This is a genomic window from Hansschlegelia plantiphila (assembly GCF_027922265.1).
GTDB lineage: Bacteria > Pseudomonadota > Alphaproteobacteria > Rhizobiales > Methylopilaceae > Methylopila > Methylopila plantiphila.
The window spans coordinates 50,567-65,201 of sequence record NZ_BSFI01000023.1 but is presented as its reverse complement, the minus strand read 5'-3'; the positions used below and the strand labels follow the sequence as shown (position 1 = coordinate 65,201).

13 protein-coding genes are annotated in these 14,635 nt (G+C 67.4%); 3 read left to right on the top strand and 10 right to left on the bottom strand.

From position 1 onward, the window contains the following. Window positions 1-126 precede the first annotated feature (126 nt). Genes PKE75_RS16880 through PKE75_RS16870 form a run of 3 tightly spaced genes read left to right on the top strand, consistent with a single transcriptional unit; the run spans window position 127 to window position 3,907 of the window. Window positions 127-648 (top strand): (2Fe-2S)-binding protein, encoded by a 522-nt coding sequence (locus PKE75_RS16880; RefSeq protein WP_271169916.1) that lies wholly within the window; start codon window positions 127-129, stop codon window positions 646-648. Then, window positions 645-1,661 (top strand): FAD binding domain-containing protein, encoded by a 1,017-nt coding sequence (locus PKE75_RS16875; RefSeq protein WP_271169915.1) that lies wholly within the window; start codon window positions 645-647, stop codon window positions 1,659-1,661. The genes PKE75_RS16880 and PKE75_RS16875 overlap by 4 nt, the downstream gene beginning before the upstream one ends. Window positions 1,662-1,672: 11 nt before the next feature. Next, window positions 1,673-3,907: a xanthine dehydrogenase family protein molybdopterin-binding subunit gene (locus tag PKE75_RS16870; RefSeq protein ID WP_271169914.1), complete on the top strand. Its 2,235-nt coding sequence runs from the start codon at window positions 1,673-1,675 to the stop codon at window positions 3,905-3,907. Between the two features lie 34 nt (window positions 3,908-3,941). Here PKE75_RS16870 and PKE75_RS16865 read toward each other — a convergent pair whose 3' ends face one another. The 10 genes from PKE75_RS16865 to cyoA all read right to left on the bottom strand — a co-directional run bounded on the left by PKE75_RS16865 (window position 3,942) and on the right by cyoA (window position 14,422). Next, a complete protein-coding gene (locus tag PKE75_RS16865; protein ID WP_271169913.1) occupies window positions 3,942-5,738 on the bottom strand; it encodes a gamma-glutamyltransferase family protein in 1,797 nt (598 codons plus the stop codon). Window positions 5,739-5,991: 253 nt separating this feature from the next. Continuing rightward, complete coding sequence (gene cysE / locus PKE75_RS16860) at window positions 5,992-6,816, bottom strand: serine O-acetyltransferase (RefSeq protein WP_271169912.1); 825 nt, start codon at window positions 6,814-6,816, stop codon at window positions 5,992-5,994. After that, window positions 6,816-7,073: a hypothetical protein gene (locus PKE75_RS16855; RefSeq protein ID WP_271169911.1), complete on the bottom strand. Its 258-nt coding sequence runs from the start codon at window positions 7,071-7,073 to the stop codon at window positions 6,816-6,818. Before PKE75_RS16855 ends, cysE begins: the two co-directional genes overlap by 1 nt. Window positions 7,074-7,610: 537 nt before the next feature. After that, window positions 7,611-8,144, bottom strand: a complete 534-nt coding sequence (locus tag PKE75_RS16850; protein ID WP_271169910.1) for a response regulator transcription factor — start codon at window positions 8,142-8,144, stop codon at window positions 7,611-7,613. Then, complete coding sequence (locus PKE75_RS16845; protein WP_309298826.1) at window positions 8,134-9,435, bottom strand: ATP-binding protein; 1,302 nt, start codon at window positions 9,433-9,435, stop codon at window positions 8,134-8,136. Before PKE75_RS16845 ends, PKE75_RS16850 begins: the two co-directional genes overlap by 11 nt. Window positions 9,436-9,464: 29 nt before the next feature. Further along, window positions 9,465-10,241, bottom strand: a complete 777-nt coding sequence (locus PKE75_RS16840; protein WP_428979157.1) for an SURF1 family protein — start codon at window positions 10,239-10,241, stop codon at window positions 9,465-9,467. 67 nt (window positions 10,242-10,308) lie between these two features. Further along, window positions 10,309-10,695, bottom strand: coding sequence for a cytochrome o ubiquinol oxidase subunit IV (gene cyoD, locus PKE75_RS16835; protein WP_271169909.1), 387 nt, complete (start codon window positions 10,693-10,695; stop codon window positions 10,309-10,311). After that, the gene (gene cyoC / locus PKE75_RS16830) at window positions 10,692-11,321 is read right to left on the bottom strand and encodes a cytochrome o ubiquinol oxidase subunit III (RefSeq protein WP_271169908.1); all 630 of its coding nucleotides are present in this window, start codon (window positions 11,319-11,321) and stop codon (window positions 10,692-10,694) included. The genes cyoD and cyoC overlap by 4 nt, the downstream gene beginning before the upstream one ends. Before the next feature lie 3 nt (window positions 11,322-11,324). After that, window positions 11,325-13,328 (bottom strand): cytochrome o ubiquinol oxidase subunit I, encoded by a 2,004-nt coding sequence (cyoB, locus tag PKE75_RS16825; RefSeq protein WP_271169907.1) that lies wholly within the window; start codon window positions 13,326-13,328, stop codon window positions 11,325-11,327. An 11-nt stretch (window positions 13,329-13,339) separates the two neighbouring features. Further along, entirely contained in the window at window positions 13,340-14,422 is a 1,083-nt protein-coding gene (gene cyoA, locus PKE75_RS16820) for a ubiquinol oxidase subunit II (RefSeq protein WP_428979161.1), read from the bottom strand. Window positions 14,423-14,635 lie beyond the last annotated feature (213 nt).

The window sequence follows — 14,635 nt, the reverse complement described above, 5'->3', positions numbered from 1 at the left end:
TAGACGCCGACCTCATCCGTCCGCCTTCCGCCCCAGCGGCGAACGGCCGGGAACGACTCGTTCCTGGAAGTGTTCTCATTTGAACAAGCGCATCGCAGAGACGCCGCAACCGCCGGAGGCCGTGCCATGTCGACATCCCAGACGACGATCGACCCGCCGCGTCCGACGAGCCTGACCCTCACGGTCAATGGCGAGCTCCGCACGATCGAGATCGAGCCGTCGGTGACGCTGCTCGACCTGTTGCGCGAACGGCTTCACCTCACCGGAACCAAGAAGGGCTGCGACCAGGGCCAATGCGGCGCCTGCACCGTGATCGTCGACGGCAAGCGGGTGAACTCCTGCCTGCAGCTCGCGATCATGAAGGATGGCTGCGAGGTCGTCACGATCGAGGGCCTCGGCGCCCCGGGCGACCTACACCCGATGCAGGCCGCCTTCATCGCCCATGACGCATTCCAGTGCGGCTACTGCACGCCCGGGCAGATCTGCTCCGCAGTCGCGATGATCGACGAGGGGCATGCGACGACGTCCGACGAAATTCGCGAGCTGATGAGCGGCAACCTCTGCCGCTGCGGCGCCTACACCAACATCGTCGACGCGATCGAGGACGTCCTGTCCCAGCGCCGCCGCCATCTGGAGGCCGCGGAATGATGACCTTCAGCTATCACCGCGCCGAGAGCGTCGGCGACGCCATCGCGGCGGTCTCCCGGGATCCGAACGCCCGCTTCATCGCCGGCGGCACCAATCTCGTCGACCTGATGAAATACGACGTCGAGCGGCCGGGACGGCTCGTCGACATCACGCGACTGCCGCTCAAGGGCTTCGAGCAGACCGGCGGCGGCGGACTGAAGATCGGCGCGCTCGTGCCGAACTCGGACCTCGCCTATCACCCGAGCATCGAGCGTGACTATCCGCTGCTGGCGAGCGCGATCCTGGCGGGCGCCTCCGCCCAGCTGAGGAACGCAGCGACCACCGGCGGCAACCTGCTCCAGCGGACCCGCTGTTACTACTTCTACGACGTCGCGACGCCGTGCAACAAGCGCGAGCCCGGCTCCGGCTGCTCGGCGATGACCGGCGTGAACCGAATCCACGCCATCCTCGGGGCAAGCGACGCTTGCATCGCGACCCACCCCTCCGACATGTGCGTGGCGCTGGCCGCGCTCGGCGCGACCGTCCATGTTGCGGGGCCCGACGGGGAGCGCACGATCGCGTTCGAAGACTTCCACCGCCTGCCGGGCGACGAGCCGCAGAAGGACAACACGCTCGCACACGGCGAGATGGTGACGGCGGTCGAGCTTCCCGCCCCGCGGTTCGGCGCCAACCACAGCTACCTGAAGCTCCGCGACCGTCTGTCCTACGCCTTCGCGCTGGTGTCGGTCGCCGCCGCGATCGAGATGGACGGGGACGTGGTGGGCGAAGCCCGCGTGGCGCTCGGCGGCGTCGCGCACAAGCCGTGGCGCGACCCGAAGGCCGAAGGTCTGCTGAAGGGTCAGATTCCGTCGTCATCCGCGTTCGCGGCGGTTGCGGACAGTCTGCTGTCCGGCGCCGAGGGCCATGGCGCGAACGACTTCAAGATCGAGCTCGCCCATCGCGCGATCGTACGGGCGCTCGGACAGGCTGCGGCGGCGACCCCACAGGTCCAGTCGAGCAAGACCGTGAACTGAGGGAGCGAGCGATGTCGAACGTCCATCCTTATGTCGGCCGCTCCCAGCCCCGCGTCGACGGCGCGCTGAAGGTGACGGGACAGGCGAAGTACGCCGCCGAGTTCACGGCCGACGATCTCGCCTATGCCGCGGCCGTGCCGAGCGCGATCGCAAAGGGGCGCATCGCGAAGCTCGATCTGACCGCGGCGAAGGCCGCGCCCGGCGTCATCGAGATCCTGTCGCACGAGAACCGGCCGGAAACGCCGAAGGACGACAAGCCCTATCTGAATGACATGGTGGCCGTTCCGGGCAGCCCGTTCCGGCCGTTCCGCGACGACCGCATAGCCTTCAGCGGGCAGCCGATCGCGCTGGTTGTCGCCGACACGCACGAACACGCCCGCGACGCCGCGGCTCTGGTGATCGCGGAATACGAGACCGAGACGCCCGTGGTCGACGTCGCGGCGGTCCGCAACGAAGCCTACGACCCGCCGGAGAAGCGCAACGGCATTCCTCCGCCGCCCGAGCCGCGCGGCGACGCAGCGGCCACATTCGCCGGTTCTCAGATCAGGCTTGAGCAGGACTATCGGGTCTCGCCCGAGCACCACAATCCGATGGAGCTGCAGGCCACCACCGTGATCTGGGAAGGCGACGGCGCCCTCACCGTCCACAACAAGACCCAAGGGGTGATGAACCCCAAGAACTACGTCTGCGCGGTGTTCGGCCTGGACCCCGAAAAGGTGCAGTTCTTCTCGCCCTTCGTCGGCGGCTCGTTCGGGATGGCGCTCCGGCCGCATTACGACGTCTTCCTCGCCGTGATGGCGAGCCTGAAGCTCGAGCGTTCGGTGCGCGTCGTGCTGACCCGCCAGCAGATGTACACGATGGGCTGGCGGCCCGACGTCCTGCAGACGGTGGCTCTCTCAGCCAATGGCGAAGGCAAGCTGACCTCGATCCAGCACCACGCGATCCAGGCGACGTCCCAGTTCGAGGACTATCAGGAGCCGACCGTAAACTGGTCCGGCCTGATCTATGACTGCGCCAACGTCTCGCTGAAATACGAACTCGCCAAGGTCGACACCTCCACCCCGTCCGACATGAGGGCGCCCGGCGCGACGCTCGGCGTCTACGCCCTCGAATGCGCGATGGACGAACTGGCCTATGCGACCGGCGTCGACCCCGTGGAGCTCCGGCTTCGGAATTATGCGGAGAAGGACGCCAACGACGACAAGCCGTTCTCTTCGAAGGAGCTCCGGGCGGCCTACGAGCAGGGCGCCGAACGCTTCGGCTGGTCGAAGCGAAGCCCGGAGCCCCGCTCGATGAAGGAGGGTCGCGAACTCGTCGGCTACGGCATGGCGACCGGCTGCTGGGAAGCGATGATGCAGGCGCACTCGGCGCGCGTGACCCTGTCCGCCGACGGCAGGCTGGAGGTCGCCTGCGCGACCGCCGACATCGGCACCGGCACCTACACCATCCTCGCGCAGATCGGCGCCGACGCGATGGGAATGGACATAGAGGATGTGGTGGCGAGGGTCGGCGACTCGACCCTGCCGATGGCGCCCGTCGAGGGCGGATCATGGGCTGCGGCGTCGGCGGGCTCCGCGGTGCAGGTCGCCTGCAAGGCTTTGAAGGAGGAGTTGCTGAAGCACGCCCGCGGCATCGACGCTTCACCGCTGGCGAACGCGGGCCTCGACCTCGTCACCTTCGAAAACGGGCGCATCACGCTCGACTCGGACCCGAAGATGTCCGTGTCTTATGTCGACGCCGTCAGGGCGTCAGGACGCGGCGAGGTCGAAGCCGAAGGCGATTTCGCTCCCGACGAGAAATTCACCGAGGCCTATGCGGCCTACACGCATTCGGCGGTGTTCGCCGAGGTGCGCGTCGACGAGGAGCTCGGCGTGGTGCGGGTCCAAAGGATCGTCAGCGCGATCGCCGCCGGCAAGATCCTCAATCTCGCGACCGCGCGCAGCCAGATCCTCGGCGGCGTGGTGATGGGGGTCGGCATGGCGCTGCACGAGGCGACCGAGTGGGACAAGTCGCTCGGCCGCATCATGAACGCCAATCTCGGCGAGTATCACATTCCGTCGCACGCCGACATCCGCGACATTGACGTGATCTTCGTGAAGGAGGACGACGAGGCTAACCCGCTTGGCGTGAAGGGCCTCGGCGAGATCGGCGTCGTCGGCGCCGCGGCCGCCGTCGCAAACGCCGTGTTCCACGCCACCGGCAAGCGCATCCGCGAGTTGCCGATCACCATCGACAAACTGCTTTGAGAATGCGGTCGTCCGTCATTCCGGAAAGGGGTGGTCAGCGCCCGACCGCATAACCCTGCATGCCCCGTGGATTGGCGGCGGCCTTCAGGCGGTCGCCGTCGCGGGCTGCGGCGACGAGGCGGCCCTCAGACCAGTCCGGCCCGATCTCGACCACATGGCCGCGACGCCTGAGCTCCTCGATGGTCGCGTTGGGAATGCGGCCTTCGACGACCACGACGCCTGGCCGCGCGGTGCGCGGCCAGAACGACGACGGGAAGTGCTCGGTGTGCCAGGCGGGCGCGTCGATCGCCTCCTGAAGGTTCATGCCGGCATGGACGTGGCGCAGGAACATCTGCGGGATCCACTGGTCCTGCTGATCGCCGCCCGGCGACCCCCAGGCGAGGTATGGCGCGCCGTCGCGGAGCGCGAGCGTCGGCGACAGCGTCGAGCGCGGCCGCTTGCCGGGCGCGAGCGCCGCGGGATGGCCGCGATCGAGCGTGAACATCTGGGCGCGGGTTCCGAGACAGAAGCCGAGCTCGGGAATGGTCGGCGACGATTGCAGCCAGCCGCCGGACGGCGTGATCGCGATCAGGTTTCCGAAACGATCCGCGACGTCGACATGCACCGTGTCGCCGCGGGTTTCGCCGATGCGGCCGACGGTCGGCTCGCCGGCGCCGGTCGCGCCGACGGCCGAGCGCGCATCGGTCGCGAGCCGCAGGCCGAAGGCCTTGCCATGGCCTTCGATCACGCCCGGCCGCTGCTCGAGCGAGGCCGCCTCCGTGATCTGCGCGCGCCGCGCCTCGTTGTAGGCGTCTGACAGCAGCGTCTCGACGGGCACGTCGACGAAATCCGGATCGCCATAGAACGCGTCGCGGTCGGCGAAGGCGAGCTTCGCCGCCTCGACCTGCCAATGAATGAAGTCGGGACCGGCCGGATCCAGCCCGTCGAACGGAAAGCCCTTGAGCAGCGCGAGCTGCTGCAGGGTGGTCAGCCCCTGGCACCAGGGGCCGGGCTTCAGCACGCGGTAGCGCCCGTAATCGTAACCGATCGGCGCCTCGACGCTCGCCGACCACGAGGCCAGATCGGCGCCGGTGAGCAGCCCACGATGGGGGCGCCCGGAGACGTCCATGCACTCTTCGGTCCGGCAGAACCGATCGATCGCTTCGGCGACGAAGCCCTCGCGCCAGATGCGCCGCGCGCGGCCGATCTCGGCCTCGCGGGAGCCGCCCTTCGCCTCGTCGACAATGCGCTGGTAGGCGGCGGCGAGCGTCGGGTTGCGGAACATCGCGCCGGGCGGCGGCGTCCTGCCCTGGGCGAGCCAGAGCGCGGCGGAGGTCGGCCAGTGCTCGACGAACAGGTCGCGCACGGTGTCGATGGTGGCGGAGGCCCGCTCCAGCAGGGGGTGCCCTTCGCGGGCATAGAAGATCGCGGGCTCCAGCACCTCGGAGAGCCGCATCGTGCCGTAGGATTCGAGGAGCAGCATATAGGCGTCGAACGTGCCGGGCACGCAGGCCGCGAGCAGCCCGGTGCCTGGAACGAGGTCGAGGCCGAGCGTCTCGAAGCGCTCGATCGTGGCGGCGGCGGGCGCCGGCCCCTGCCCGCAGATCACCTCGTTCGCGCCAGTCCGGGCGTCGTGCAGCAGGATCGGCACGTCGCCGCCGGGGCCGTTCAGATGCGGTTCGACCACCTGAAGCGCGAAGGCCGCCGCAACCGCCGCGTCGAAGGCGTTGCCGCCGCGCTCCAGCATCGCCATGCCGACGGCGCTCGCGATCCAGTGGGTGGACGCCACGACCCCGAACGTGCCCTCGATCTCGGGCCGGGTGGTGAAGCTGCCGGGATTGACGAAGCTCATCGCGCCGCCTCGGACCGGTCGCCGGGCAGGCCTGTCGCGTGCGGATGTCGTTCCAGAATCATATGCATGCGTTCGATCTTGCGCTCCCGCCGCCATCCGCCAGACATAGCGGCCGGAACGTCTTTGTGGAATCCCGAGACAGCTCATCCCCGTCGGGCGGCCGCGCATTATCGCACGGGGCGTCCGAGCAGAGCTCCATGCCGCAGGCGTTCGGTCACGCCCGCAGAACGCTGCGCGGGGCGCCGGACGGCGCTCAGATGCCGTCGCCGAACATCTGGTCGAGATTGAAGGCGGGAGTCCCGCCGCTGGCGCCGATCACCCTTGCCGGCACGCCCGCCACCGTGGTGTGCGGCGGCACGTCGTGGAGCACGACGGCGGCCGCCGCGACGCGGGCGCCCTCGCCCACCCGGATGTTGCCAAGCACCTTCGCGCCGACGCTGAGCAGCACGCCGCGCTCGATCTTCGGATGGCGGTCTCCGCTTTGCTTGCCGCTGCCTCCGAGCGTCACCGACTGCAGGATCGAGACGTCGTCGGCGACGACCGCGGTCTCGCCGATGACGAGCGCGGTCGCGTGATCCAGGAACACGCCGCCGCCGATCCGGGCGGCCGGGTGGATGTCGGCGCCGAACACCTCGGAGATGCGGCTCTGCAGATGCAGCGAGAGCGTCGCGCGGCCCTCGTGCCACAGCCAGTGCGCGACGCGGTGGCCTTCGAGCGCGGCGAGCCCCTTGTAGAACAGGAAGGGATCGAGAAAACGCCGGCAGGCCGGGTCACGGTCGCGGATCGCGCGCAGGTCGCGCACCACGTTGAGCCGCGCCGGCGGATTCGCTGCGAAGGCGGAGAGGCAGAGGTCGCGGACGGCCAGACGCGACAGGTCGCCGTCACCCAACCGGTGCGCGAGCCGGTAGGCGAAGGCCCGCCAGATGTCGCGCTGCTCGAGGATGGTGGTCTGGATCAGGCTGGCGTAGATCGGCTCCTCGACGATCGCCGCCTCCGCCTCCGAGCGCAACGTCGCCCAGAGGCTTGCGACGTCCGCCTCCTTGGCGTCGGCGTCGAGCTGGATTACGTCCGCGACCATCAGCGATAGGCTGCGGCGCGCCCCTCGCCCGGAGTCGGCCCCAAGCGGAAGACGGGGGTCATGTCGCCGCCGAGCGGCTTTGGTCGGGCCATCGCGGCGCTGACGGCGCGGCTCGCCTCGGCGGCGGTGCGGAACACCTCTCCCTCCAGGGGGAAGGCCTCCCGGATGGCGGAGAAGAAACGGAAAAGGCCGTCGCCGTCGCGGACGATCAGGCCGGCCTGACGGCCGCGAACTTCAATCACGAATGCTGCGCTCATGACGCGCTCCTCGGAGAACTGTCGAAAGAAGACCCGGCGCCGCGAAGGGCGGCCGGACGAGGCCGGCTGTCATGGCCGACATCGTTCCGCCGCCGGCGCGGGCCGGGGCTCAAGTCGCGATCGGAAGGAGGACGTCAGAGGCAGAACCATGCGAATGCTCCGTGGAGACCACGAGGCGCTCCGCACGCGTCGTGGCGCTTTAGCGTTGGTGTCGCGGCGCAAGCTGCTCGTTTCAAAACCCGCGCTCCGGCCCTCGACAAGCCGAAGTGGCATGATGGTGCCGCCGCCGAACCGTGGGGTCAAGCATTTTTTATTAAGTCGATAGATTTTGTATTTTGTTTCGTCGGATCACGGTCCTGACGCATGACCGGCTTCGCCCGCCTCCACCACCGGGATGGCGGCGAAGAGCAGATCTCCAACTTGGCCGTAGAGAGTTCCGGTCGCCGTCAGTCGTGGACGCCCGCGAGGCCGGGACGACGCGCAGACGTCCGCCCGAAACGATCCGGCGCGACCCCTAGTGCGGGGCTTCCGGCCCGGTCACTTCACCTGGCGCTTCTCGAGCTTCCGAGCGAGCGTGCGGCGGTGCATGCCAAGGCGCCTGGCGGTCTCAGAGATGTTGAAGCCCGTTTCGATCAGCGTCTCGTGGATGCGCTCCCATTCGAGCGTCTTGATCGATGTCGGCCGCTCCGTCAGCGGCGCGCTGGCGTCTCCGGCCGTTCGGGCGAACGCCGCCTCGATGTCGTCGGTGTTCGAGGGTTTGGCGAGATAGTTGCTGGCGCCGAGCTTGATCGCCTCGACCGCGGTCACGATGCTGGCGAAACCGGTGAGCACCACGATCAGCATGGCCGGATCGTGCGCGTGCAGCGCCTGCACGCAGGCGAGCCCCGAGGCGCCGCCGAGCTTGAGGTCGACCACCGCATAGCCTGGCGAGCGCGTCTTCAGCAGTTCGACGAGTTCGCCGAGGCTCGACGCCACGATGGCGTCGTATCCCCGCCGCTCGAACGAGCGGCGCAGCGTGTTCGCGAAATTGGCGTCGTCGTCGACGATGACGAGCGTGCAGTCAGCCGGCATCGGCGGTCGGCCTCCCTATCGCAAGCGCCGCGAGCGGCAGAGTGAGCGTGACGTCGGCGCCGCCCTCCTGGCGGTTGCGCGCAGCCACCGCGCCGCCGAGCTTGCGGACGACGTTGGTGACGAGGAACAGGCCGAGCCCCCCGCCCGGCCGCCCCTTGCTCGAATGATAGGGCTTGCCGAGGTTCTCGATCATGCCGTGCGCAAAGCCCGGGCCGGCGTCGCTCACCGTCAGGACCAGCGAGTCACCGTCCCGGCGCGCGGCGACGCCGACCCAGCGCGGCGACGCCTCGATCGCGTTGTCGATGACGTTGCAGATCACCTGCTTCAGGGAGACGTCGGAGACGATGGAAAGATCCTCGCCGAACCGGTCCTGATAGGCGATCTCGCCCACCGGCCTGGCCGACCGGCGATCGGCGACGACGTCGGCGAGCAGCGCCTTCACCGTCGTGACGATCGGGGCCTCGCCGCGCGCCTCGCCGGCCGACAGCAGGATGCCGGTGACGATCGACTTGCAGCGGCTCACCTCCGCCTGCATCGCAGCGATGTCGCTCGAAAGCTCGGGGTCGGCCGCGAGCGCCGGCATCCGCCGCCAGTCGCCGAGGATGACCGCGAGCGTCGACAGCGGCGTGCCGAGCTCGTGGGCGGCGCCGGAGGCGAGCAGGCCCATGCGCACGATGTGATCCTCCTCCGCGGCCTGCTGCCTGAGAGCCGCGAGCCGGGCGTCGCGCTCCCGGAGGTTTCGTCCGATGCGTCCGACGAAGACGACGAGGAGCGCCGCGTCGAGCGCGAAGCACGCCAACATGCCCTTGATGTGCAGCTCGAAGAGATCGCCCGAGACGTTCGACGGCAGCGCCAGCGGCTGGAAAAACGAGATCAGCCCGACGAAGCACGCGACGGCGATCGCCACCATCGCCCATGTCGACCACGCCTCGAGCAGCATGGCCGCCAGCGTGACCTGCAGGAGGTAGAGGAACACGAAGGGATTGGTGGCGCCGCCGCTCAGAAACAGCTGGACGGTCAGCGCGAGCGCATCGAACGCCAGCGCCAGGAACAACTCGGCGTTGGCGACCGCGGCGCCCGATTTCAACCGCCACAGGCTGGCGACGTTGAGCGCGACGAGACCTGCAAGCACCAGGGCCATCGCCGGCAGCGGCAGCGCGATCCCGAACGCCAACTGGACGACGGCGATCGTGACGACCTGCCCGACGACCGCGATCCAGCGCAGCTGGATCAGCTGCATCATGTTCTTGCGGCCGGTCGAGTCGTCGTGCTGAGCGGAGTCTGCGATCACGGCCCGACCTTATCCGATCGCCGCGCCCGTCAGTAGCCGGGCTTATGAACCGATCCGCGCCGCCGTATCCGGCGCTCGTGCAGAAACACCCGCCACGCGCCGAACGCGACCATCAGGGCGAGACCGAACCAGGTTGCGGCGTAGACGAGATGGTTGTTGTTGAACGCGATCACGGTGAGGCCGCCGACCGGCCAGCCCCCGGGATTTTCCGTCGCGTCGGCGTCGACGAAATAGGGAGCCGCCTGCTCAAGTCCGCGCCGCGCGGCGATCGCGGCGACGTCGCGGGAATACCAGCGGTCGGCCGCAGGGTCGTTCGAACGGAGAAAGCCGCCCCCGGGCTCGGTCATCCGCAGCAGGCCGACGACCGTGACCTGCCCTGACGGCCGCCCCGCCGCGCGCGTGGCGGGATCGCGACGGTCCGCGGGAACGTAGCCGCGGTTGATCAGGATCTCGAAGCCTCGGCTCGAGCGCAACGGCGTCAGAACCCAGAAGCCCGGGCCGAGTTCGGTCGACGCCTGCACCAAGGTTTCGCGGTCGTTCGCGAAAGAGCCGGTGACGGTCACGCGCCGGTACTCGTCGGACTGAGGCGTGATCCCGGGCCACTCGGCCGGTCCGGGCGCGGCGACAGGCTCGGCATGGACACGTTGGTCGACCCGTTCGATCAGGTCGACCTTCCATGCGCGCCGCTCGATCTGCCAGACGCCAAGCGACGTCAGACCGACGAACGCCGCAAGCGCCATGAGTCCGATCGCCCCGAGCGTCAGCGCCGAGCGGGGAGAGGAAGCCGGCTGGTCTTCACTGGACATCGGGAAAGCCTGGCGGCCGCGCGACCTTAGTCCTTAGGCCGCCGCTCGGAACCGCCGTCGCGCGCCGTCACGGCAGCTTGTTCATGTCGTGAACCGACATCGGCATCATGTTGGCGTTGAGGTGGAACATCACCCAGAACGAGCCGCTCAGAGTGATCACCACCAGCACGACCGTGAAGATCATGGCGAGCATGGTCCAGCCGCCCTGCGACTTCGTATTCATGTGGAGGAAGTAGATCATGTGCACGAAGATCTGGACGACCGCGAACACCAGCACGACGATCGCCGCCGTCCTGGCGTCGCGGAACACGTCGCCCATGATCAGCCAGAACGGAATGGCCGTCAGGATCACGGAGAGGAAGAAGCCGGTGAGGTAGCCGCGCATCGAGCCGTGGCTCGCGCCGTCGTGGTGCTCGGCCAGCGCGTCGTGGGCGGCGTGGGCGTCGGCGCTCATCGCAGGCTCCCCATCAGATAGACGAAGGTGAAGACGCCGATCCAGACGACGTCGAGGAAATGCCAGAACATGCTGAGGCACATCAGCCGGCGCTTGTTCTCCGGGATCAGGCCTTTCTGGACCACCTGGACCATCAGCGTGATCAGCCAGACGATGCCGAAGCTCACGTGCAGGCCGTGGGTTGCGACCAGCGTGAAGAACGAGGACAGGAACGCGCTGCGCTGCGGGGTCGCGCCCTCATGGAAGAGGTGGGCGAACTCCGTCAGTTCGAGGCCCACGAAGGCGAGCCCGAACAGGCCGGTGATCACCAGCCAGACGAGCGTCGGCCCCTGCCGTCCCTTCTCCATCTCCAGCATGGCGAAGCCATAGGTGATGGAGGAGAACAGCAGCATCGCCGTGTTGATCGCGACCGTCGTCAGGTCGAACAGGTCGGCGCCCGACGGCCCGGCCGCATAGCTGCGTCCGAGCACGCCGTACATCGCGAACAGCACCGCGAAGATGAGACAATCGCTCATCAGATAGATCCAGAAGCCGAGCAGCGTCCCGTTCTCGGGATGATGCTCTTCCGCCAGGTAGAACATCGGCGTGTCGGCGTCGCCCGGCGTGATGGTCGTATGGGTCGACATCGATCAGGCCCCCGCCGCGAGCAGTTGGGTGCGCCGACCCTCGGTCCGCACCACTTCGTCGGCCGGAATGTGGAAGTCGCGGTTGTAGTTGAACGTATGACCGATCGCGATCGCCAGCAGCGAGACGAAGCCAAGCCCGGCGAGCCACCAGATGTGCCAGATCATCGCGAAGCCGATCACGACGCTGACCCCGGCCAGAATGACGCCGGCGCCGGTGTTCTTCGGCATATGGATCGGAATGAAGCCCTCGGTCGGCCTGACATAGCCGCGGCGCTTCATGTCCTCCCAGGCGTCGAGATCGTGCACGACCGGCGTAAGGGCGAAGTTGTAGGCCGGCGGCGGCGACGACGTCGACCACTCCAGCGTCCGGCCGTTCCACGGATCCCCGGTGACGTCCTTGAGCGCCTCGCGCCTGCGGAAGCTGACGAACAGCTGGATCAGGAAGGAGGCGATGCCGATCGCGATCAGGACCGCGCCGAAAGCCGCGATGACGAACCAGATCTGAAGCGACGGATCCTCGAAGTGGTTCACCCGCCGGGTCACGCCCATCAGGCCGAGCACGTAGAGCGGCATGAAGGCGAAGTAGAAGCCGACCGTCCAGAACCAGAACGACATCTTGCCCCAGAACGGGTCGAGCCTGAAGCCGAAGGCCTTCGGGAACCAGTAGGTGATGCCGGCGAACATGCCGAACACGACGCCGCCGATGATCACATTGTGGAAGTGAGCGATCAGGAACAGGCTGTTGTGCAGCACGAAATCAGCGGGCGGGACGGCGAGCAGCACGCCCGTCATGCCGCCGATCGTGAACGTCACCATGAAGGAGACGGTCCACAGCATCGGCACCTCGAAGCGGATGCGGCCGCGATACATCGTGAACAGCCAGTTGAAGATCTTGGCGCCCGTCGGGATCGAGATGATCATCGTCGTGATGCCGAAGAACGAGTTCACGCTCGCGCCCGACCCCATCGTGAAGAAGTGGTGCAGCCAGACGAGGTAGGAGAGGATCGTGATGACGACGGTCGCGTAGACCATCGACGCATAGCCGAACAGCCGCTTGCCGCAGAACGTCGCGGTGACCTCGGAGAACACGCCGAAGGCCGGCAGAACCAGGATGTAGACCTCCGGGTGGCCCCAGATCCAGATCAGGTTCACGTACATCATGGCGCTGCCGCCGAAGTCGTTCGTGAAGAAGTTGGTCCCGACGTAGCGGTCGAGCGAGAGCAGCACGAGCGTCGCCGTCAGCACGGGGAAGCTGGCGACGATCAGGATGTTCGAGCAGAGCGCCGTCCAGGTGAAAATCGGCATGCGCATCAGCGTCATGCCGGGCGCGCGCATCTTCACGATCGTGGCGATCAGGTTGACGCCCGACAGCAGCGTGCCGACGCCGGCGATCTGCAGCGACCAGATATAGTAGTCGACGCCGACGCCCGGGCTGTAGGCGATGCCGGACAGCGGCGGATAGGCGAGCCAGCCGGTCTTGGCGAACTCGCCGATGAACAGCGAGATCATCACCAGGACGGCGCCGCCCGCGGTCATCCAGAAGCTGAAATTGTTGAGGAACGGGAAGGCGACGTCGCGGGCGCCGATCTGAAGCGGGACGACGAAGTTCATCAGGCCCGTGATCAGCGGCATGGCCACGAAGAAGATCATGATGACGCCGTGCGCCGTGAAGATCTGGTCGTAGTGCTCCGGCGGCAGATAACCCTGCGCGTCGCCGAAGGCCATCGCCTGCTGGAGCCGCATCATGATGGCGTCTGAGAAGCCGCGCACCAGCATGATCACAGCCATGATGATGTACATCACGCCGATTTTCTTGTGGTCGATCGTCGTCAGCCACTCGGTCCAGAGATAGCCCCAGACCTTGAGGTAGGTCAGCAGCGCGAGCAGCCCCGCGCCGCCGAGAGCGACGACGGCGAAGGTCGCGACGAGAATCGGCTCGTGAAAAGGCAGCGCCTCGAATGTGAGACGGCCGAACACGAAGGTCAGAAGGTCCGGGCTGATGGACATCAGGCTACCTGTCATTCCGAAGAGACGGCGCGAGCGGCCGGGGAGCGGCCGTCGCTGACGAAGGACGTGCGCGTGGCCTTCATCTCGAAGATCGGCGGCTCGCCGGAGCGGCCGCCCACGGGAGCTTCAGAGGCCACGCTGGCGCGCGGAGCCTCCGGCGTGCAGACCGCCGCGACATAGCTCTTGGCGAACGCGCGGTCGCGCCCATCCTTGCCGAGGGTGATGACGTTCTCGACGCCGGCGACGCCGAGGCCGCCCTGCGCGTCGATCCGCATCATGTCGCTCTGGCACATCTTCGAGCGGTCGACGCAGCGGTTGAGAATCGCGTCGTACAGATCGGACGCAACGGAGGCGTAATGGCGGACCGGCTCGCGTTCGCTCGGGCGCTCCAGCGCGAGATAGTCCTGCCGCTCTAGGCCGCCGCCGTCGGCCTTCACCGACGCGACCCACTTGTCGAAGTCCTCGCGACCGAGGCCACGGAACTTGAAGCGCATGCCCGAAAAGCCCTGACCGCTGTAGTTCGCGGAGAAGCCTTCATAATCGCCTGGCTTGTTGATGACGGCGTGGAGCTTCGTCTCCATGCCGGGCATGGCGTAGATCTGGCCGGCGAGCGCGGGGACGTAGAACGAGTTCATGACCGACGACGCGGTGATCTTGAACGCGATCGGCGTGTCGACCGGGGCCGCGAGCTCGTTCACCGTCGCGACGCCGAGATCGGGATAGACGAACAGCCATTTCCAGTCGAGCGCGACCACCTGCACCGTCAACGGCTTCACGCCTTCGGGGATCGGCCGCGACGCGTCGAGGCGCTCGATCGGACGATAGGGATCGAGCAGATGCGTGCTCACCCATGTGATCGCGCCAAGCGCGATGATGATCACCAGCGGCGCCGACCAGATCACGACCTCGAGGCCGGTCGAGTGCGCCCATTCGGGAGCGTAGACGGCGTCCTTGTTCGACGAGCGGTAGCGCCACGCGAACAACAGCGTCAGCACGATCACCGGGACGATGATGAGCAGCATCAGCGCGGTGGACACGATGAGGAGGTCGCGCTGCTGCGCGGCCACGTCGCCGGACGGATTCAGCACAACCATGTTGCAGCCGGAAAGCAGGCCCAACAGGGGGAGCAGGACGAGTCTGCGGAGTTTGGTCACGGTCAGGCTGATCTTCTGTCATGACAGGGCGTTCCGTCCTCCCGTAGGCCTTTTGGGGCCGCCGGCGACATTGGACGGTTTGTCCTATCGGATGAACCGCTAGAGAGGGTATTGAAAGGTGCAACAGACGCCTTGCGGCATTATCTCGCAAGA

Coding starts and splice junctions, on each gene's coding strand:
- cyoD (WP_271169909.1), bottom strand. CDS start 10,695: ATGAGCGCCGACGCCCACGCCGCCCACGACGCGCTGGCCGAGCACCAC.
- PKE75_RS16875 (WP_271169915.1), top strand. CDS start 645: ATGATGACCTTCAGCTATCACCGCGCCGAGAGCGTCGGCGACGCCATC.
- PKE75_RS16840 (WP_428979157.1), bottom strand. CDS start 10,241: ATGTCCAGTGAAGACCAGCCGGCTTCCTCTCCCCGCTCGGCGCTGACG.
- cysE (WP_271169912.1), bottom strand. CDS start 6,816: ATGGTCGCGGACGTAATCCAGCTCGACGCCGACGCCAAGGAGGCGGAC.
- cyoB (WP_271169907.1), bottom strand. CDS start 13,328: ATGTCCATCAGCCCGGACCTTCTGACCTTCGTGTTCGGCCGTCTCACA.
- PKE75_RS16870 (WP_271169914.1), top strand. CDS start 1,673: ATGTCGAACGTCCATCCTTATGTCGGCCGCTCCCAGCCCCGCGTCGAC.
- cyoC (WP_271169908.1), bottom strand. CDS start 11,321: ATGTCGACCCATACGACCATCACGCCGGGCGACGCCGACACGCCGATG.
- PKE75_RS16865 (WP_271169913.1), bottom strand. CDS start 5,738: ATGAGCTTCGTCAATCCCGGCAGCTTCACCACCCGGCCCGAGATCGAG.
- PKE75_RS16880 (WP_271169916.1), top strand. CDS start 127: ATGTCGACATCCCAGACGACGATCGACCCGCCGCGTCCGACGAGCCTG.
- PKE75_RS16855 (WP_271169911.1), bottom strand. CDS start 7,073: ATGAGCGCAGCATTCGTGATTGAAGTTCGCGGCCGTCAGGCCGGCCTG.
- cyoA (WP_428979161.1), bottom strand. CDS start 14,422: ATGGTTGTGCTGAATCCGTCCGGCGACGTGGCCGCGCAGCAGCGCGAC.
- PKE75_RS16850 (WP_271169910.1), bottom strand. CDS start 8,144: ATGCCGGCTGACTGCACGCTCGTCATCGTCGACGACGACGCCAATTTC.